The sequence below is a fragment of the Mycolicibacterium houstonense genome, from assembly GCF_900078665.2.
In the GTDB taxonomy this organism is placed as follows: domain Bacteria; phylum Actinomycetota; class Actinomycetes; order Mycobacteriales; family Mycobacteriaceae; genus Mycobacterium; species Mycobacterium houstonense.
In genome coordinates this window covers 3,957,920-3,975,685 of record NZ_LT546207.1, presented here as the reverse complement: position 1 = coordinate 3,975,685, position 17,766 = coordinate 3,957,920, and the positions used below count along the sequence as shown (strand labels likewise).

General features: G+C 68.2%; 15 protein-coding genes and 2 pseudogenes. 8 read left to right on the top strand and 9 right to left on the bottom strand.

All coding sequences use genetic code 11. From position 1 onward, the window contains the following. Positions 1 to 8: 8 nt before the first annotated feature. Positions 9 to 1,997, bottom strand: coding sequence for a M13 family metallopeptidase (locus BN4332_RS19830; RefSeq protein WP_066900880.1), 1,989 nt, complete (start codon positions 1,995 to 1,997; stop codon positions 9 to 11). Between the two features lie 65 nt (positions 1,998 to 2,062). Between BN4332_RS19830 and BN4332_RS19825 the strand changes: the two genes are divergently transcribed. After that, positions 2,063 to 2,674 carry a hypothetical protein gene (locus BN4332_RS19825; protein ID WP_066900878.1) on the top strand — a complete coding sequence of 204 codons (612 nt, stop codon included), beginning with the start codon at positions 2,063 to 2,065 and terminating at the stop codon, positions 2,672 to 2,674. Beyond that, positions 2,671 to 3,360: a hypothetical protein gene (locus tag BN4332_RS19820; RefSeq protein ID WP_066900875.1), complete on the top strand. Its 690-nt coding sequence runs from the start codon at positions 2,671 to 2,673 to the stop codon at positions 3,358 to 3,360. Before BN4332_RS19825 ends, BN4332_RS19820 begins: the two co-directional genes overlap by 4 nt. A gap of 33 nt (positions 3,361 to 3,393) precedes the next feature. On the opposite strand, the gene BN4332_RS19815 is transcribed toward BN4332_RS19820, so the two are convergent. Together BN4332_RS19815 and BN4332_RS19810 are read right to left on the bottom strand one after the other, a co-directional pair. Next, on the bottom strand, positions 3,394 to 3,780 hold the full coding sequence (locus BN4332_RS19815; RefSeq protein WP_066900873.1) for a Rid family detoxifying hydrolase: 387 nt from the start codon (positions 3,778 to 3,780) through the stop codon (positions 3,394 to 3,396). 18 nt (positions 3,781 to 3,798) lie between these two features. Continuing rightward, the gene (locus BN4332_RS19810) at positions 3,799 to 5,040 is read right to left on the bottom strand and encodes an NAD(P)/FAD-dependent oxidoreductase (protein ID WP_066900871.1); all 1,242 of its coding nucleotides are present in this window, start codon (positions 5,038 to 5,040) and stop codon (positions 3,799 to 3,801) included. Between the two features lie 90 nt (positions 5,041 to 5,130). On the opposite strand from BN4332_RS19810, the gene BN4332_RS19805 reads away from it, so the two are divergent. Beyond that, complete coding sequence (locus tag BN4332_RS19805; protein WP_084459338.1) at positions 5,131 to 6,627, top strand: PucR family transcriptional regulator; 1,497 nt, start codon at positions 5,131 to 5,133, stop codon at positions 6,625 to 6,627. A gap of 41 nt (positions 6,628 to 6,668) precedes the next feature. On the opposite strand, the pseudogene BN4332_RS19800 reads toward BN4332_RS19805, so the two are convergent. Continuing rightward, positions 6,669 to 7,178: pseudogene (locus tag BN4332_RS19800) on the bottom strand (hypothetical protein); the annotation flags it as partial. A gap of 335 nt (positions 7,179 to 7,513) precedes the next feature. Continuing rightward, the gene (locus BN4332_RS19795) at positions 7,514 to 10,372 is read right to left on the bottom strand and encodes an MMPL family transporter (RefSeq protein WP_066900866.1); all 2,859 of its coding nucleotides are present in this window, start codon (positions 10,370 to 10,372) and stop codon (positions 7,514 to 7,516) included. A 269-nt stretch (positions 10,373 to 10,641) separates the two neighbouring features. Here BN4332_RS19795 and BN4332_RS19790 point away from each other — a divergent pair. From BN4332_RS19790 to BN4332_RS19775, 4 genes and pseudogenes are all read left to right on the top strand, one after another. Continuing rightward, positions 10,642 to 11,025, top strand: a pseudogene (locus BN4332_RS19790) (hemophore); the annotation flags it as partial. 62 nt (positions 11,026 to 11,087) lie between these two features. Continuing rightward, the gene (locus tag BN4332_RS19785; RefSeq protein ID WP_066900864.1) at positions 11,088 to 11,471 is read left to right on the top strand and encodes a heme-binding protein; all 384 of its coding nucleotides are present in this window, start codon (positions 11,088 to 11,090) and stop codon (positions 11,469 to 11,471) included. A gap of 76 nt (positions 11,472 to 11,547) precedes the next feature. Further along, the gene (locus tag BN4332_RS19780) at positions 11,548 to 12,216 is read left to right on the top strand and encodes a response regulator transcription factor (protein WP_200820426.1); all 669 of its coding nucleotides are present in this window, start codon (positions 11,548 to 11,550) and stop codon (positions 12,214 to 12,216) included. Between the two features lie 14 nt (positions 12,217 to 12,230). Continuing rightward, positions 12,231 to 13,583 (top strand): sensor histidine kinase, encoded by a 1,353-nt coding sequence (locus BN4332_RS19775; RefSeq protein WP_066900860.1) that lies wholly within the window; start codon positions 12,231 to 12,233, stop codon positions 13,581 to 13,583. 11 nt (positions 13,584 to 13,594) lie between these two features. Here the strand turns inward: BN4332_RS19775 and BN4332_RS19770 are convergent, their stop codons facing one another. The 3 genes from BN4332_RS19770 to BN4332_RS19760 are packed head-to-tail and all read right to left on the bottom strand — an operon-like array spanning position 13,595 to position 16,252. Continuing rightward, a complete protein-coding gene (locus BN4332_RS19770) occupies positions 13,595 to 13,963 on the bottom strand; it encodes a DUF3054 domain-containing protein (protein ID WP_066900859.1) in 369 nt (122 codons plus the stop codon). Then, positions 13,950 to 15,149 carry a peptidoglycan DD-metalloendopeptidase family protein gene (locus tag BN4332_RS19765; RefSeq protein WP_066900856.1) on the bottom strand — a complete coding sequence of 400 codons (1,200 nt, stop codon included), beginning with the start codon at positions 15,147 to 15,149 and terminating at the stop codon, positions 13,950 to 13,952. The genes BN4332_RS19770 and BN4332_RS19765 overlap by 14 nt, the downstream gene beginning before the upstream one ends. Positions 15,150 to 15,157: 8 nt before the next feature. After that, on the bottom strand, positions 15,158 to 16,252 hold the full coding sequence (locus BN4332_RS19760; protein WP_066900854.1) for a lysylphosphatidylglycerol synthase transmembrane domain-containing protein: 1,095 nt from the start codon (positions 16,250 to 16,252) through the stop codon (positions 15,158 to 15,160). A gap of 73 nt (positions 16,253 to 16,325) precedes the next feature. On the opposite strand from BN4332_RS19760, the gene BN4332_RS19755 reads away from it, so the two are divergent. Next, on the top strand, positions 16,326 to 17,486 hold the full coding sequence (locus BN4332_RS19755; RefSeq protein WP_066900852.1) for an AI-2E family transporter: 1,161 nt from the start codon (positions 16,326 to 16,328) through the stop codon (positions 17,484 to 17,486). Between the two features lie 18 nt (positions 17,487 to 17,504). Here the strand turns inward: BN4332_RS19755 and BN4332_RS19750 are convergent. Continuing rightward, a partial coding sequence (locus BN4332_RS19750; RefSeq protein WP_160110889.1) for a hypothetical protein occupies positions 17,505 to 17,766 on the bottom strand: 262 nt, incomplete at its 5' end.

The following is a 17,766-nucleotide window of genomic DNA, read 5'->3' as shown; positions in this document are numbered from 1 at the left end:
ATCTGTGGCTAGTTCCAGATCCGGACGCGCTGCGCCGGCTCCAGGTACAGCTCGTCGGTGTCGGACACCTCGAACGCCTCGTAGAACGAGTCGATGTTGCGGATGACGCCGTTGCAGCGGAACTCCGGCGGAGAGTGCGGATCCACCGCCAGCCGCCGGATCGCCTCGGCCTCACGGGATTTGGTCCGCCACACCTGAGCCCAGCCGAAGTAGACGCGCTGAACGCCGGTCAGCCCGTCGATCACCGGCGCCTCCTGACCCTTCAGTGACAGCTGATAGGCCAGCAGGGCGATGGACAGGCCGCCGAGGTCGCCGATGTTCTCGCCGACGGTGAACGCGCCGTTCACGTGGTGGGTGGCAGCCAGCCCGCGCGGGCTGAACTTCTCGTATTGGTCGATCAAAGCCTTTGTGCGGACCCCGAATTCGGCGCGGTCGGCATCGGTCCACCAGTCCACCAGATTGCCGTCGCCGTCGTACTTGGCGCCCTGATCGTCGAAGCCGTGCCCGATCTCATGCCCGATCACCGCGCCGATACCGCCGTAGTTGGCCGCGTCGTCGGCCTCGGCGTCGAAGAACGGCGGCTGCAGAATGGCTGCGGGGAAGACGATCTCGTTCATCCCCGGGTTGTAGTAGGCGTTGACCGTCTGCGGCGTCATGAACCATTCGTCGCGGTCCACCGGGCCGCCCAGCTTCGCCAGCTCACGGTCGGAGTTCACCACGTGGCCGCGGCGGTAGTTGCCGTACAGGTCGTCGCGCTCGACCACCAGCGCCGAGTAGTCCCGCCAGCGGGCCGGATAGCCGATCTTCGGCGTGAACTTGTCCAGTTTCACCAGGGCCTTGGCCCGGGTCTCCGGCGTCATCCAGTCCAGGTCGTTGATGCTGACCCGGTAGGCCTCGCGCAGATTGGCCACCAGCTCGTCCATCCGGGCCTTGGCCTCCGGCGGGAAATGCCGCTGGACGTACAGCTTGCCCAGGGCGTCACCCATCAGGCCCTCGACCAGCGACACCCCGCGCTTCCACCGGTCGCGGTTCTGTTCGGTGCCGCTCAGGGTGCGGCCGTAGAAGTCGAAGTTCTCGGCGACCAGATCGTCGGTCAGCAGCCCGGCGCGCGAATGGATGACCCGCCAGCGGGCCCAGGCCTTCCAGTCCTCCAGGTCCGCGCTCGACCACAGCGCGGCGAACGCCGTCACGTAATCGGGCTGGCGCAGCACCAGCTCGGCGGCCTTCTCGGGGCTGCTCCCGAGCGCCCCCAGCCAGCCGGTCCAGTCGAAGCCGGGGGCGTCGGTGGCCAGGTCGGCGAACCGGCGCAGGTTGTAGGTCAGGTCCGCGTCGCGGCGCTTGACCACGTCCCAGTGCGCGGCGGCCAGCTTGGATTCCAGGGCCACGATCCGCGCCGCCGTCTCGCTCTGATCGCCCCCGTAGACCAACGCGAACATCCGCGCGATGTGGGCGGGGTAGGCGGCCAGGATCTCGGCGTGCTGCTCGTCGCGGTAATACGACTCGTCGGGCAGGCCGATGCCGCCCTGGCTCATGTGCAGCAGGTAGCGGGTCGAGTCCTTGGAATCGGTGTCCACGTAGACGCCGGCCCCGCCGGACACCCCGGTGCGCTCCAACCCACCGAGCACCACGGCCAGCGCGTCACTGTCGGCGGCCGCGTCGATCAGGGCCAGCTCTTCGAGCAGCGGGGTGAGGCCGCGGGCCGCGATGGTCTCCTCATCCATGAAGCTGGCGTACAGATCACCGATGCGCTGTTCGTCCGAAGGCGACGTGGACCCGGTCGCGGCAGCCGTTTCACTGGCTTGCGTGATGATGTCGCGGATCTGCTCCTCGGCACGGTCGTGCAGCAGCCGGAAGGCGCCGTCGGTGGCGCGGTCGGCGGGAATCTCGTAGTCGGTCAACCAGCGGCCGTTGACGTGGCCGAACAGATCGTCTTGCGGGCGGGCTTGCGGGTCGACATGGCTCAGGTCGATACCCGACTTGATGGCTTCTACCGTCACCCCGACATTCTTCCAGAAGGCCGCGGGTGCGCTGGTCGAGTTGCGCGGCCGGTACCCTCACGGCCATGCCCGAGGCGCCCTCCAGCACGGACAGCAAGGAAAGCCCAGCCGATCACCCCGGAGGTGTCATCACCGGCTTCGGCTTCGCGTCGGCCGTCGCCGGCCTGATCGCCGTCGTCGCGGTGGTCCTGGGCGTGATGGTGTGGTCCGGGCACCGCAGCGAGGCCGGGGAGCGCGAGTATCAGACCCGGGTGCTGCGCACCGCCGTGGAGTGGACCAACACCCTGATCAACATCAACAAGGACAGCGTCGAGGCGGGGATGCAGAAGCTGCGCGAAGGGACCGTCGGGCAGCTCAACGCCGACTTCGACGCGGCCGTGGCGCCCTACCGCGATCTGGTGCAGCGGCTGCAGACCCGCACCACCGGGCAGATCGACTCGGTGGCCATCGAATCGCTCTACCACCCGCCACCGGGACCGGACGGCAGGCCGATGCCCGCGCCCAAGGCCGATCTGGCCGGGATGGTCTCGCGCACCGACACCGTGCTGGTGGTGGCGACCTCGGTCAGCGAGAACGCCGGCAGTGACAAGCCCCAGACCGTGCGGTGGACACTGCGGTTGGACGTCTCAGACGTCGACGGCACCCTGATGATCTCGCGGCTGGAGCCGATCCGATGAGGAACCGGTTGCGCGTCCTGGCCTTCGACATCGCCGCACCGCTGGCCGCGATCGCCGGGCTGGTGTACATCGGCCTGGCGCTGGCCTGGCCGCTGTGGTGGGTCTCGCTGTGCTCGGTGCTGTGCCTGTTGATCGTGCAAGGCGTCATCGTCAACATCGTGCTGGCCCGCCGGGACGGCGTGACGGTGGGTACCGACGACTACGCCCCGGGCCTGCGGTTCGCGGTCGCCGCTGTGGCCGCGGCGGCGGTGGTGGCCGCGGTGACGGTGGGGTACCTGCGCTGGACGGTTCCGGACCGCACCTTCAACAACGACCGCGACGAGGTGGTGCGTATCGCCAGCAGCGTCTCGGAGGCCACCGCCACCTTCAGCCCGCAGAGCCCGGCCGCCTCGATCGACCGGGCCACCGCCATGATGTCGCCCCAGCAGGCTGAGCGGTTCAAGAGTGAATTCGCCAATGTGGCAAAGGAATTGACGAGCAAGAACGTCTCGGCCACCGCTGCCACGATCTCGGCCGGGGTGGAGGCGCTCGGACCGCAGGTGGCCAGCGTCGCCGTGGTGCTGCGCGGGACGCAGAGCGCACCGGGTAAACCCACCGACAACGCGGTGATGGCACTGCGGGTTGCCTTGAGCAAGACCGACGGCCGCTGGCTCGTCGACAACGTCACTCCACTGCATTCGCGCTAGGCGCCGGCACGAGACCGGCGCCCGGTCCGGGGCTCAGCGCAGTGCGACGATCGCGTCGATCTCGACCGTGGCGCCCAACGGCAGCGCCGCCACTTCGATGGTGGTACGAGCCGGGAACCGCTCGTCGAAGAACTCTGCGTACGCGGCATTGATGTCGGCGAAAGAGCTCAATCGGGTGGTGTAGATCGTGGTCCGCAGGGCACGGTCGAGACCGGTGCCGGCTTCGGCACACACCGCCGCGAGATTGGTCAGGCTCTGGCGCACCTCAGCGGCGATGTCGGAGGCGTCGATGGTCCCGGTGGCCGGATTCAGCGGCAGTGAGCCGGAGCAGTAGAGGACACCGGCGTGGGCAACCGCCTGCACGTAGGGGCCAACCGCTGCCGGGGCTGCGGGTGAGGAAATCGTCTGCAGTTCAGTCATGAGGATTCACTTCCGTTTTCATCGAAGCGGGTCGACGGCGCGCAGCGCTGCCGAGGTTTGGCCGGTGGCGATCTGTCGAGCGAGTAGCTTGCCGGTGACGGGGCCCAACGTGATGCCCCACATGCCGTGTCCGCCGGCGATGAACACCCGGGGACTGGTCGATTGTCCGATCAGTGGCAGTCCGTCAGCGGTGCACGGGCGGGCTCCTACCCACTCGTCCTCACGCTGGTCGAGGTGAGCCCCCGCGAGCAATCCCGCCGCAGCGTCACGCAGCACTCGGATTCGCCGGGGGTCCAGTGGCGCTTCTACGTCGCGGAATTCCATCATCCCGGCGATGCGAAGGCGGTCGCCCACCGGGGTGCACGCCACGCGCTGGGCGGGGAAGTACACGGGGCCGCGCGGCAGATGGTCGACCTTGACGGTGAAGCTGTACCCGCGTCCGGCCTGGACCAGTCGCTTGACCCCGAAGGGCCGCGCGAGCTTGTTGAGCCGTGCTCCGGTGGCGACCACCACGGCGTCGAAGGAGCGGCCGGCGATACGGACACCGCCGGTGCTCTCGTCGATATGGTCAACGGCGGTGTTACGCACGATCTTTCCGCCGCGGGCCGCAACGGCGTCGGCAATGGAATGAACAAAGGCGGCGGGGTTGAGGAACCGCTCGTCGAGGATCTTGATCGCGGCATTGATCTCCGACGAGAGCGCGGGTTCCTGCTCACGGGCCTCGGGTCCGTTGAGTAGCTCGAAGTTGACCGACTGGCCTGCTGCCCGGATGTGTTTGATCTCGTCGAGAAGCACTTCCCGTTCCGCGTAGGTGCGGTAGGCGGCAGTGAAAGGTGCTGCAGGAGACGATTTTTCGGAGAGGTCGAGTTCCATCTCTTCGAGCGCCGCCAAAGCCCCGTTGTTGAGTGGAATCAGGGCCTGCATCGCCTTCTGCCACCGCCTCGCGGTGCTGTTCCGCGCGAACCGGGTCAGGAATCGCAGCAGATTCGGATCGGCGGCCGGTGGGACATAGACCGGCGACGAGTGGCTCAGCAGCGCCCGCAGCCCGTACTTCAGTACCGCGGGTTCCGGTAGGGGAGTGGCAATACTCGGTGTCAGCCAGCCGGCGTTGCCCCAGCTCGATCCCGAGGCGACATCGTCGCGGTCGAACACCGTGACGTCGATGTCGTACTCCTGGAGGTACCAGGCGGTGCACAAACCCACCATGCCGGCGCCGATCACGGCTACTTGCTGCCGCGGGACACTGTTGTGTGTGTTCACGGTTCAATACTGTGGCCTGCAACAGGTTCCACCCCTGTTCGGAACTGACACCGTGCGCGTGAGCGACTGTGCGGTATCTACAATCCGGCTATGCTCCACGGTGTAGACCTTTGCGAGGCGCTGGGTGCTGGGGTCGTCACCACGATGGTGGAGGGCAATCCGCGAGAGGTGTCGGCAGTACACCTGTGGGGTGATCATCGGGCTCCCGGCGCCGGTTCGCTGATCGCCGCCATCGGCGCCACCGACGAGCAGATGCAAATGCAGATCGTCGACGCGGCGGCGGCTTCCGGTGCGGCGGCCTTGGTGCTGCCGCAGCCGGTTTCACCCGCTGTCTGCGCCCACAGCGCCGCGCGTGGTGTCACCTTGGCGGCTCTGAACCCGCAAATGGAGTGGTCGCATTTCATCTGGTTCGTGCGGAGCCTGCTGCTCGAGGAGCAGGCTGCGGTGGCCGGGGCGGAGTCAGCGCAGCAGGGGCTGTTCGCCTTGGCCGAAGTGGTGGCGTCGATTCTGAATTCTTCGGTCACCATCGAGGACGCCCGGAACCGCGTGATCGCTTACTCGGCAACGACGCAGACCGCCGACACTGCCCGCACCTCCACCATCATGGGCCGCGCAGTCCCCACCGAGGTGCTGAAGCGACTGCGGGCCAGTGGGGCACTGAAACGGCTGGCCCGGGAGAGTCGTCCGTTTCTGGTGCCCGCCGAGGGCCCCGGCTTCGCGCAGCGTCTCGTCATCCCGTTGCGGGTCGGCGGACAACTCGTCGGTTCGATCTGGGCCATCTTCGACGGCGAGCTCGACACCGATCTCCAGGCCAGACTTTCCGCGGCGAGTACCGCAGTCGCATTGCACCTGGTGCGGTTCTGCGCAGAACTCGAGTTGACCGGCCGGTATTCGGTAGGCCAATTGCGCGCGGCGTTGACCGGGACGGGCAACGATGCCGGCCAGGACGTGCCGTTGCTGTCTGAACCGGTGAGAGTAGTTGCTTTGCAACGACTCTCGCAGGCGGAAGCTCGAGAGGACCTGGCCCTGTGGCGCACGTTCCTGCGAAAGAAGTCGTGGGAAGATCCCGTGCTCGTCGACATCGACGATGCCGTCTACGCGGTGGTCGGACAACGTGCCGCGCCGGGCGGCTGGCCATGGCTGTGCGAGATCGCCGGATCTGCCTGTCCCGGGGCGGTCGGCGCGAGCAGATCGAGCTCCGGCAACGCGGGGCTGCCGACCGCCCGCGCGGAAGCGGACGACACTCTTGCCGCCGCGCTGCACCTCGGCCTCAGATCCGCGACCCACGAGCAGGTCTGGGACACCATCGTTCTGCGCCGTGCTGCCACCGCGGTGCAGTCCGTGGCACACAGCGAACTGCAGCGAGTGCGCGACGCCGACCGCACGGACGGGACCGAACTGACCATCACGCTGCGCACCTGGCTGGAGCACTGGGGCGACGTCAACCACGCCGCAGCGGCGCTCAACGTCCATCCGAACACCGTCCGGCTGCGCATGAAAAAGGTCGACCGGATTCTGCAGGACCGTCTGAACACCCCGACCCAGCGGATTGCCGCACTATTACTGTTGCGCGGCTGGGAGCGCTAGCTTCCGGCGGAGACGGCGTCGGGAACCGGGAAGATCCCGGGTTATTTCGCGGACCGCTGCGCGGCGAGTTTGGCGAACCGGTCCGAGAGCCGTTGCATACGCAGCAGCAGCGAGGCGGGCGGACTGACCGTGCCCTCCAGATAGTCGGCGAACGACTCGTTGGATACGCCGATGCGCGAAGCGAATTCGGGGGCCTGGAGTTCGGAGCGACGCAGCATGGCCTGGATCTGGCGAGCCACCTCGGCGCGCTCGGTGGCCTCGAGGTGTTCGCGGGTGCGCACCAGCACCTCGGACAACGCCTTCGACACCCCATACGGACGCGCGGTCTGCAGCACTTCTTCGACCTGCCGGGCGGTGCGGCCGTACGGGTCACGCTTGATCGCCGCGACGATGCGCTGCCAGACCGCCATGTCGTCGGTCTCCAGTGCCGCACGGATCGCCGCGGTCGGCCAGTACTCGACCGGCCGGTCGTCGAATGCGGGTTGACGCTGCGGCGGCGCGGCCTGCGCCTGACGCGCGGGTCGCGGCTGCTGCGAGCGCTGTACCGGTGTACGTGGTGTCTGCGTGCCCTGCCCCTGTGTGCTCTTTGCCTGGACGCCCTGTCCGTTCGCACTCCGCGCCGGAGTGCGTTCCTTCTCTGTCCGTTGTACCTGGGCGGGCTGATTCTGGGGGCGTTGTGGCGAAGTGCGTTGGGTCGAAGCGCGAGGTGCCGAACCACGCTGTGCCGGCGTGCGCTGCGTTGCGGTGCGCGGTGTCGAGGTGCGTTGAGCGGCAGTGCGTTGGGCCGGGGGCCCCGCGGGACGCCGAGACGACGGTTGGCCGGGCTGAACCTCGTCGCGCCGCGCAGTCCGCGCGTCCCTGGTTTCCCGGACGTCGGGGGCCAACGTCACTTCGCCTCCTCCAGCATTGCTACCGCAACCGACAGGCAGCGCTGCCTGACCTTCTCCCATTCGGCAGCCGCATCCGGGTCCGACATCACGAAGTCGTGCTCATCGGACGGCTGCGGGTCGGCCAGCCGGCGCACCAGCTGGGTGGCGACCCATCTGCTCTTCGGGTTCTGCCCACAGTAATACCGGTCCATGCCCGACAACACCAGAGCTGCTGTCTCGGTTTCTACCGAATCGACGAGGTCAGCAAACTCCTCATAGTCCTTTGTGCTGTTGCGGCACATGATCAGATAACTTTTCAGCCGCAGCGTTTCGGCGCCGGTCGGAATCTGCAGCCGATCGCCGGTCGGCAGTTGCACATTGGTGGTCTCCACCGGGCCGAGGCGTTCCATCGGTGCCCGCGCTCCGTCGGCTTCGGTCTCTAGAGCGTCGACCGCGACCGAGAGCCGGCCCCGCCACATGGTCACCGGATGCACGCCGGGGCAGCGCTTCGGGCCGCCTGGCCGCCGTGCCGCCAGGCGCGAGGACGGTTTGCTGCAGCCGCTGAACGCCAGCGGGTCGGTGACGATGATCGTCTGCGGGGCAAGGTGTTTCATCTTGGCCGCGGTCCGAACCATCATGCGCAGGTCGGATCCGGTGGGGCCCAGCGCCGAGATGTCGTCGGGAATGATCACCAGATCGGTGACCTCGACCTTGGGCAGCGGCTTCTCGAAGTCCACCTCGGGCAGCAGCCGATCCAGCCAGTGCGGCAGCCACCAGTTCCACTCGTCGAACATCGCCATCAGTGCGGGCACCAGCACCAGCCGGACCACGGTGGCGTCGACCGCGATCGCCACGGCGCAGGCCACGCCGAGCTGGGCCACCAGCGGCATGCCGGCAAAAGCGAAGCCGATGAACACGGCGATCATGATCAGCGCCGCGCTGGTGATGGTGCGCGCGCTCGTGCTGACGCCGTAGGCCACCGCATCACGCGTGTTGTTGGTCTGCAGGAACCGTTCCCGGATCCGGGTGAGCAGGAAGATCTCGTAGTCCATCGACAGCCCGAAGGTCATCGCCAGGACCAGCGGCGGGATGGTGCTGTCGAGCGAGTCGATCTTCTCGAAGCCCAGCCCCTCGAACCAGCCCCACTGGAAGACGACCACGAGGCTGCCGTAGGCCGCGGCCACCGACAGCACCGTCATCAGCACGCCCTTGAGCGCCAGGACCACCGAGCGGATGGACACCAGCAGCATCACGAACGCGATGAGCGCGACGAACAGGAACACCAGCGGCTGCGTGCTGGACACCCGGTCGTCGAAGTCCTTGATCAGCGCGGTCGGCCCGCCGACGTCGATGCGGGCGTTCTCTCCCGCCGCCGCGGGCAGCTTGTCCCGCATCCAGTCGATGGCCTCGCGGGCGGCCAGGTCCTCGGGGTCGACCTTCAGCACCGCCGAAAGCAGCGCGCTGTCGTTGTTGTCGGAGAACACCGGCGGCTGCACGTTCAGCACATGGGGCGCGCCGCTCATCTCCTTGCGGACCGTGTCCAGGGTGGCGGTGGCCTTGGCCCCGTCGGCGTTGCCGTCGGGGAAGCTGACGAGCACGCGCACCGGGCCGAGAGCTCCCGGCCCCAACGCGTCTGCCGCGGCGTTGACGCCGCCGCGGATCTCGTGGGTGGGCTCGAACTGGCGCTGCATGCTGTTGCCGAGCACCATGCCGAACGCGGGGGCCGCCAGCGCCAGCAGCAACACCGTCGCACCGACCGCCGAGGCCCACGGACGGCGCATCACCGCACCGGTCCAGCGGGTCCAGAAGTGTGACTGGCTGGCCTCGGCCCGGCGCGACCAGTGCAGGTACGACGAGCGTTTGGCGGCGGCCTTGCCGAACGTGGCCAGGACCGCGGGGGTCAGTGTGGTGGAGGTCAGCACCGCGACCGCGACGGCGAGGATGGCGCCCGTGGCCATCGACACCAGCACCGGGGTGTTGATGAGGTAGATGCCGGTGACCGAGGCGATCACGGTGAGCCCGGACAGGGCGACCGCCAGGCCGGAGGTGGCCATCGCGGAGTCGACTGCATCGGCGGGATCGCGGCCCGCGCGCAGCTCTTCGCGGAACCGCATCAGGATGAACAGCGAGTAGTCGATGGCCAGCGCGATACCGAACATCGACACCGTCGACGTGACGAACACGCTCATCTGGGTGTACATCGACAGCAGGTAGACCAGCCCCATGGTCACCACGACCGTGCAGATGCCGAGCATCAGCGGCAGCGCCGCGGCGGCCAGCGATCCGAAGACCGCCAGCAGCACGATCAACACGATCGGCATGTTCCACTTCTCGGCCTGGGCGATGTCGTGTTTGGTGGCCTGGGTGGCCGCCGCGCCGAGTGCGCCCTGTCCGATGACGTAGAACTTGACCTTGCCGTTCTCGCTCTCACCCGGCTCTTCGCCGTGCACGCCGACCTTCTGGCGCAGCTGCTTGGCGACGTCTACTGCGCCGGTGTTGTTGAAGTCCAGCTGCAGCGTGATGACGTACGGCCGGTCCGGCTGCGGGCCGGGTTGCTGGGGGTTCGGCATGATCTTGACGCTGGGCACCTCGCCCGCGATCTTCTCCAGCCACACCACCGCGGCGTTCATGTCCTCGAACGAGGCATCCGCCCGCGGTGCCGCGATCAGGGCAAGCGGGGACGCGCCCTGATCCGGGAAATGTTCCTCGAGTTGCCGCTGGACGTGGAGCGACTGTGAACCTTCGACTTCGAACCCGCCGCCGGTGAGGTTGGACGACTGGTTGATCGCGAGGTAGATCGAGGGCACCAGAAGCAACAACCATGTCGCGAAAACCGCCCAGCGGAATCTGCGCAGATAGCTGCTCAAGCGCATCATGAACTGCTGGATTCGAGGTCCCCGCTTTCTCGCCCCGAAGTGGCTGGGCGTGTCCTGAGCTTGTGTCAGCGAGAGCGTACCTCTACTGCGGTAATGTGGCCCGCTCACTTCGGGAAACTGGGATCGCACCGAGATCTGCGCACCCGATGTTCGCCAGAGATATCCGTAGCGTTGGCTGTGTGCCGCTAACAGAACCGGGCGGCCCGACGACATACAGACGAATGACCCCGGCTGACTGTGCGCCGGGGCCTGCGTTGAAGGAGTACTCCATGCAACCGACCAACGGTGGCTTGCGCCGTAGTCTGGCCGTCGCCCTCGCGGTGACCGGAGCGGGCGGCGCGATGGTGGCCGCGCTCTTGGTCCCGTCGGCCACGGCGGCGACCGATCCCTGCGCAGCCAGTGAGGTCGCCCGCACCGCGGGCAGTGTGGCCACCAACGTCGGCAATTACCTGGACAGCCATCCGCAGACCAACCAGGCCCTGACCACGATCAGCCAGCAGCAGGCCGGACCGCAGTCGCTGGCGGCCCTCAAGAGCTACTTCGACGCCAACCCCCAGGCCGCCAAGGACATGCAGCAGTTGCAGCAGCCGCTGGCGAACCTGGGCACCCGGTGCAAACTGCCGATCAGCCTGCCGCAGCTGATGGGGCTGATGCNTTTCTGAGCCGTTAGCCGTCTGGGGTAACGGCCTTCCCCATCCGATGAAGGAGCTTGACCATGTTGCTCTCGGCCCGAAATGCGCGGCGCGTGGTAGCTGGCGTGGCCGGCGCCGGCGCGGTAGCCGGTGCGATGCTGTTCGGGGCCATCCCGTCGGCCCTGGCCGACGACCCGGCGGCCAATCCCCCCAACTGCACCGCGGCCGATCTGGCCGGCGTGGCGTCCGGGGTGTCGGCGTCGACCTCGGCCTACCTGTTCACCCATCCCGATGTGAACAACTTCTTCACCAGCCTGGAAGGCCTGCCGCGCGAAGAGGTCCGCACCAAGGTGCACGACTACCTGGAGGCGAACCCCCAGACCAAGGCCGAACTGACCGGTATCCGTCAGCCGCTGGTCGACCTGAAGAACCGCTGCGGCGACGCTCCGGCTCCTTCGATCCCGTAACCGCGTGCGGGTGGAAACAACCCCCGCCAGCGGCGAAGGACCCGGCACGCCCGACAGCGTGAATCGCACGGTGCTGATGGTCGACGACGACCCGGATGTGCGTACCTCGGTTGCCCGCGGACTGCGGCATTCGGGGTTCGACGTCCGGGTCGCGGCGTCCGGCAAGGAAGCGCTGCGCCTGCTGTCGAGCGAGTCACATGACGCCCTCGTGCTCGACGTCCAGATGCCCGAGCTCGACGGCGTCGCGGTCGTCACCGCACTGCGGGCACTGGGCAACGAGATCCCCATCTGCGTGCTCTCGGCCCGCGACACGGTCAACGACCGCATCGCGGGGCTGGAAGCCGGCGCGGACGACTACCTGACCAAACCTTTCGACCTCGGTGAGCTGGTGGCCAGGCTCAACGCGCTGCTGCGCCGGGCCAGCCACGCCGACCGCCCGTCGGACACCATGACCGTCGGGGCACTGACCATCGACACGGCCCGCCGCCTGGTGTTCGTCGGCGGCGACCGGGTGGATCTGACCAAGCGGGAGTTCGACCTGCTGGCCGTGCTGGCCGAGAACGCCGGTGTGGTGTTGTCCCGGCAGCGGCTGCTCGAGCTGGTCTGGGGATACGACTTCGACGTGGACACCAACGTCGCCGACGTGTTCATCTCGTATCTGCGGCGCAAACTCGAGCGACCTGACGTGCCCCGGGTGATCCACACCGTCCGCGGGATCGGATACGTATTGCGGGAAGAGTCGTGAGGGACCGGCAGTAGGTGCGGGTCCTCAGCCTGATCCGGTCCGCGTCACTTCGTACCAGGGTCGCGGTGGCCTCCGCCCTGGCCGCGGCCGCGGTGGTCGCCGTGTTCACCATCCTGACGTCGGTGGTGCTGGCCAACAACGACTCCGCACAGTTGGACCGCAGGCTCGATGCGATCGTCGACGCCAGCCTCAACCCCGAACAGCTGCAGGATCCGCACCGCGGGGTCCTGACCACCGGCCGGTCGCGGTCGACCGGGCAGGTGGTGTTCCAGCGCGGCCTGCAGCTGCCGGCGCTGCCGCCGGGCACCGAGACCGTCGAGGTCAACGGCGTCGAATACCGGGTGCGCACGATCCACATGGACCAGCAGGGCGGGGTGCTGATGTCGGTGGGCATCCGGGCCGACAGTATCTTGTTGAGCCCCAATCGGATTCCGGTGTACGCCGGGTTCGGTGTGCTCACCGTGCTGGTGGCCGGCGGACTGGGCTGGCTGCTGGCCGGCCCCGCCATCCGGCCGTTGCGCAAGCTCACCGAACACACATCCAAGCTCGACAGCGGCACCGAGACGATGCCGAGGGTGCGCGGCGTGCGCGAGGCCGAAGACCTGTCCGAGGCCATGGCTGGCATGCTCACCCGGTTGGCCGCGGCGCAGCGCGCCACCACCAATTCCCTTCAGGCGGCGCAGGATTTCGCCGCCAACGCCGCGCACGAGCTGCGCACGCCGCTCACCGCGATGCGCGCCGACCTGGACACCCTGCGGATCCACAACCTGCCCGAATCCGAGCGCGCCGAGGTGGTCGCCGACCTGTCTCGCGCCCAGCGCCGGGTGGAGGCGATCATCACGTCGTTGGGCCAGCTGGCCTCCGGGCAACTGGCGCAGGCCGAGGACCGCGAACTGATCGACATCACCGACCTGCTCGACCGGGTGGCCCGGGAGAACACCCGGGCCGGCGGGCAGGTCCGGATCGACGTGCAGGTGGCCGACGACGTCGGCCTGGTGCTGGGCTGGCCCGGCGGGCTGCGCATCGCGGTCGACAACCTGGTCCGGAACGCGATTGTCCACGGCGAGGCCAGCCGGATCGTGCTGACCGCCCATCGCGCCGGCCAGATGTTCGTCATCACCGTCGACGACAACGGACGCGGGCTGCCGATCGAGGAGCACAAGACCGTGCTGGGCCGGTTCCGCCGGGGCAGCAGCGCGGTGGCGGGTGGCTCGGGACTCGGCCTGGCGCTCGTGGCGCAGCAGGCCCAGTTGCACGGTGGGGAGATCAAGCTGTCCGACGGCCCGCTGGGCGGGTTGCGGGCCACCCTGACGGTGTCGACGGCGGTGTCGTCGACCCCGAGCGGGGGCCTACCTCAAGCGGATTGACGACGCCGCGGTCAGGCTGATCGTGTGCGTGAGCGCACGGCGGCCAGCACCCCGCGCCAGCCCAGCAGCAGCACCGCGGTGGTCAGGGACGCGACCACGATGAAGCTGACGGCAACTCCCGCCGAGGTCAGCTTGCGCAGGATCATGCCGATCACCACGGTGCTGATCCACACCACGATGCCGGTGGGCGCCAGCGAGGTCGGACGCTGCCAGCCCCGCGAGAGCAGCCAGCCGGCCAGGGTCCCGGTGAGAAACGGCCACGCGGTCTCGGCGATCCCGGCCACCGTCAGGCCTTCGGCGTGGCTGCGCCGGCCGATGGTGCAGAACACCACGACACAGATCAGGTCGGTCGCCAGGGCGGTCAGGCTAGCTCGTCGCATACGTCATCACATCCAGTACCAGTGGGCTGACGTCCGCCTGGTCGCGGACGGCGAAGCCCGGTTGCCGTGCGGCCGGCTTCCCGTCGAAGAGCGCATCCGACGCGTTCAGCGAGGTGAGCCGGGAATCCAGCCGGAACGATTTGAAGGTAAATGGTAAGCCATTGGACGCCAACGGATCCGGACCGTCCATCACATGGAAGTGCAGGTGCGGGGCATCGGAGTTGCCGGAGTTGCCCAGGCCGCCGATGACCTGCCCGGTGCTGAGCTGATCGCCGGGTTTGACCTTGAGGCTGTTCGGCTGCAGGTGCGCGTAGAAGGCGTAGTTGCCGTCGCCGATGTCCTGCACGATGTGGTTGCCGCCGTACTGCTGCAGGGTCAGGCCGCTCGGCGTGACGCCGGGAACCTGTTCGTTCAGCCCGTCGAGCACCGCCACCACGGGCCCGTCGGCGACCGCGTGGATCTCGGCACCGAAGTACGGGTAGCTCGCCACCTTGGCCCGGTCCCCGGCGTACAGCCGCCCGTCCGCGCCGAGCTGTACGTAGTCGATCGCGAATCGTTCTGCCGCCCAGACTTTTCCGTTGATCGGGTTGAGCGCCATCCGGTGCGGTGTCATATCGCAGCAGCCGTTGGCGTCGACCCAGTTGTCCCCGGTCAGCGGCGGTGAGATGGACACCGGCTTGCGGGTCTGCACCGACACCGGGGCCACCGATTCCGTCAGGGTCGGCGGGACCAGCGGCGGCATCGGCTTCGTCACTGTGATCCCGAGCTCGTGGGTCAGTTCCGAGGGCACCTGCGACGGGTCGTCGGCGACCACGTCGAGCCAGACGTAGGCGCTCTGTCCCGGCCCCAGCACGTTGGTGCCGACGCCGGGATTGCCCACCGCCCTGGTCCAGTATTTGAGGGCGTCGCCGGTCAGGGTCAGCAGCTTGCGGTCCCCGGTCGCGGCGCTGAGGGTGTTCAGGATGACGTTGGCAGGCGAGGTGTTGGTCAGCATCAGCTCATAGGCCAAGTGGGTGCGGCCGTCGGTGGCTGCCACCGGAACCGGTTGCGCCAGAACAGATCCCACCACCGGCGTGACGGCCGCGGGCGGGGCGCTGGTCGTGGTGGGCTCCGGCTCGGGGGCCTGTGCCGACGAACATCCGGCCAGGGTCAGGGCGAGCACGGCGATCGGATACCGGATCCGCATGACGTCTCCTAGCGCTCTGGTTCGGGGTTCGGGGTGGTGTGCGGATCGGTGGTGTGGGGATCTTTGTCGGGGTCGAGGTCCTTCTCGGTGCGGAACATGAAGAAGAACACCACCCAGCCGATCGCGGAGATGAAGATCCAGCTCACCAGCCGGTAGATGAGCATTGCCGAGATGGCCGAGGCCAGCGTCATGCCGGAGGACACCAGGCCGGGCACCAGCACGGCCTCCACGACCAGCAGCCCGCCCGGCATCAACGGGATCGACCCCACCGCCCGCGCTGCGGCGTAGGCGACGGTCACGCCGGCCAGCGACGGGTGCCCGCCTGCGGCGTAGCAGGCGAACGCCAGGCAGGCCACGTCGGCGATCCAGTTGAACATCGACCAGCTGAACGCCACCGCGAGGTCACGCCGGCCCAGGCTGACCGACTCCAGCTGCTGCAGGATCTCGCGCCACTTGGCCAGTCCGGTGTCGGAGGGCTTGCCCCGTAACGAGTTCACCCACGACAACACCTTGGCCCCGATGCCGTCGATCAGCTCCGGCTTGGTGGCGACGGCCTGGGCCAGCAGGATGATCGCCACGAAGGCGCCGAGGGAGAAGATCAGGGACAGGGGGTTCTTGCTGGCCCCGAGCATGAGGGCGCCGCCGAGCCCGAGCAACGCCAGGCCCACGATCTGCAGCACGCCCGACATCACCAGCTGCCAGGAAGCCACCAGGGGTGAGGCACCCCAGATGCGCTGCTGGCGGTAGACGAACGTGGCCGAGAGCACCGGGCCGCCGGGCATCGTCGTCGACAGCGCGTTGCCCGCGTAGTACGCCGCCTCCGAACGCCACTGCTTGACGGGCACCCCCGCCGAGCGCAACAGGGTGCGCTGGATCTGGGCGAAGCTGTGGATCGAGGCCATCGCGGCCACCACGGCCGCCAGCACCCACCAGACATTGGCCGTCAGCAGGCTGCGCCACGCCTTGGCCAGCTGATCCCAGACCAGGGCCACCTCGACCGCGAGCACCGTGACCGCGAGTGCGATGACCACCCACCGCACCCACCAGTACCTGCCGCGCGTCGTGCCGGCCCGGGCCGTGTCGGCCGGCGCGTCCTGTGACACGCCCTACAGGGTAACCGCGCAGGTCGCGACGACATCGCCGGTTTCAGCGGCGCGCCGCGGTTAGGCTACCGACATGTCACTGGATCCCGTTGCTGATGAGGCCGTTACGCCGTTGGTCCGCAAGGTCGCTGCCTGGTCATGGCGTCTGCTGGTCATTTTCGCGGCCATAGTGGCATTGCTGTGGGTGGTCAAACATCTTGAGGTGATCGTGGTGCCGGTGGCGTTGGCCACCATGGTGGCGGCGTTGCTGCTGCCCGCCGTCGACGTCATGGACCGGCGCGGCGCTCCGCGCGGCGCCGCCGTGGCCCTGGTGTTGCTCGCCAGTTTCGCGGTGGTGGGCGGCATCCTGAGCTTCGTCATCTCCCAATTCATCGAGGGCGCACCACAACTCGTGGAGCAGGTGACCCGAAGCATCGACGGGGTGCGGAACTGGCTGATCAACGGTCCGCTGCAGCTGAGCAAGGAGCAGATCGACCAGGCCGGTAACACCGCGATCGAGGCGTTGCAGCGCAACCAGGAGAAGCTCACCACCGGCGCGTTGTCCACCGCGGGCACCCTCACCGAACTGCTCACCGGCGCGCTGTTGGTGTTGTTCACGCTGATCTTCCTGCTGCAGGGCGGCCGCAACATCTTCGCGTTCGTCACCAAGGTGTTTCCCGGCCATGTGCGTGACCGGGTCCGCGACGCCGGGCGGGCCGGGTTCCACTCGCTGGGCGGCTACATGCGGGCGACGTTCCTGGTGGCCCTGGTCGACGCGGTGGGTATCGGGACCGGCCTGGCCATCATGGGCATCCCGCTGGCGCTGCCATTGGCCTCACTGGTGTTCCTGGGCGCGTTCATCCCGCTGGTCGGTGCGGTCGTCGCCGGATTCCTGGCGGTGGTGGTGGCCCTGCTGGCCAAGGGGTTCGTCTACGCCCTGATCACTCTCGGCCTGATCATCGCGGTGCAGCAGCTGGAAGGCCATGTGCTGCAACCGCTGGTGATGGGCCGGGCGGTGTCGATTCACCCGCTGGCGGTGGTGCTGGCCATCGCGGGCGGCGGCGTGCTGGCCGGTATCGTCGGCGCGCTGCTCGCCGTGCCCACGGTGGCGTTCATCAACAGCGCCGCCCGGGTCCTGCTCGCGGAGAACCCGCAGGCCGAAGAGGCCCGGTTGGAGGAGTCCGACGGCACGCTCATCGACGCGGCTCCTGACGACGTGCCGTCGGAGGAGCCGCGTCAACCCGGGAAACGCTGACCCGGGAGCGGAATCTAGCTAGAGCCGGCCCTCGCGGCGCAGCAGATCCTGTGCGCTCATCCCACCGCCGCGACGCGGAGGTTCGTCGCCGCGGGGGTTCAACTTCTCGGTCGACGGATCCTGATCGCGTTGGCGTGGCACCGGATTCGGGCCGGGGCCCGGACCGGGCCGCTGCGCGCTGAACGCCGTGGTCGGTGCACTCTCACCACCGGCCGGAGGACGCTGCTGCGGTTGCGGCATCGCCCGGGTGGCATCGGCCGACGGCCGCGGGGGCGGGGGA

Coding starts and splice junctions, on each gene's coding strand:
- BN4332_RS19805 (WP_084459338.1), top strand. CDS start 5,131: ATGCTCCACGGTGTAGACCTTTGCGAGGCGCTGGGTGCTGGGGTCGTC.
- BN4332_RS19795 (WP_066900866.1), bottom strand. CDS start 10,372: ATGATGCGCTTGAGCAGCTATCTGCGCAGATTCCGCTGGGCGGTTTTC.
- BN4332_RS19825 (WP_066900878.1), top strand. CDS start 2,063: ATGCCCGAGGCGCCCTCCAGCACGGACAGCAAGGAAAGCCCAGCCGAT.
- BN4332_RS19820 (WP_066900875.1), top strand. CDS start 2,671: ATGAGGAACCGGTTGCGCGTCCTGGCCTTCGACATCGCCGCACCGCTG.
- BN4332_RS19770 (WP_066900859.1), bottom strand. CDS start 13,963: ATGCGACGAGCTAGCCTGACCGCCCTGGCGACCGACCTGATCTGTGTC.
- BN4332_RS19755 (WP_066900852.1), top strand. CDS start 16,326: ATGTCACTGGATCCCGTTGCTGATGAGGCCGTTACGCCGTTGGTCCGC.
- BN4332_RS19780 (WP_200820426.1), top strand. CDS start 11,548: ATGGTCGACGACGACCCGGATGTGCGTACCTCGGTTGCCCGCGGACTG.
- BN4332_RS19785 (WP_066900864.1), top strand. CDS start 11,088: ATGTTGCTCTCGGCCCGAAATGCGCGGCGCGTGGTAGCTGGCGTGGCC.
- BN4332_RS19815 (WP_066900873.1), bottom strand. CDS start 3,780: ATGACTGAACTGCAGACGATTTCCTCACCCGCAGCCCCGGCAGCGGTT.
- BN4332_RS19765 (WP_066900856.1), bottom strand. CDS start 15,149: ATGCGGATCCGGTATCCGATCGCCGTGCTCGCCCTGACCCTGGCCGGA.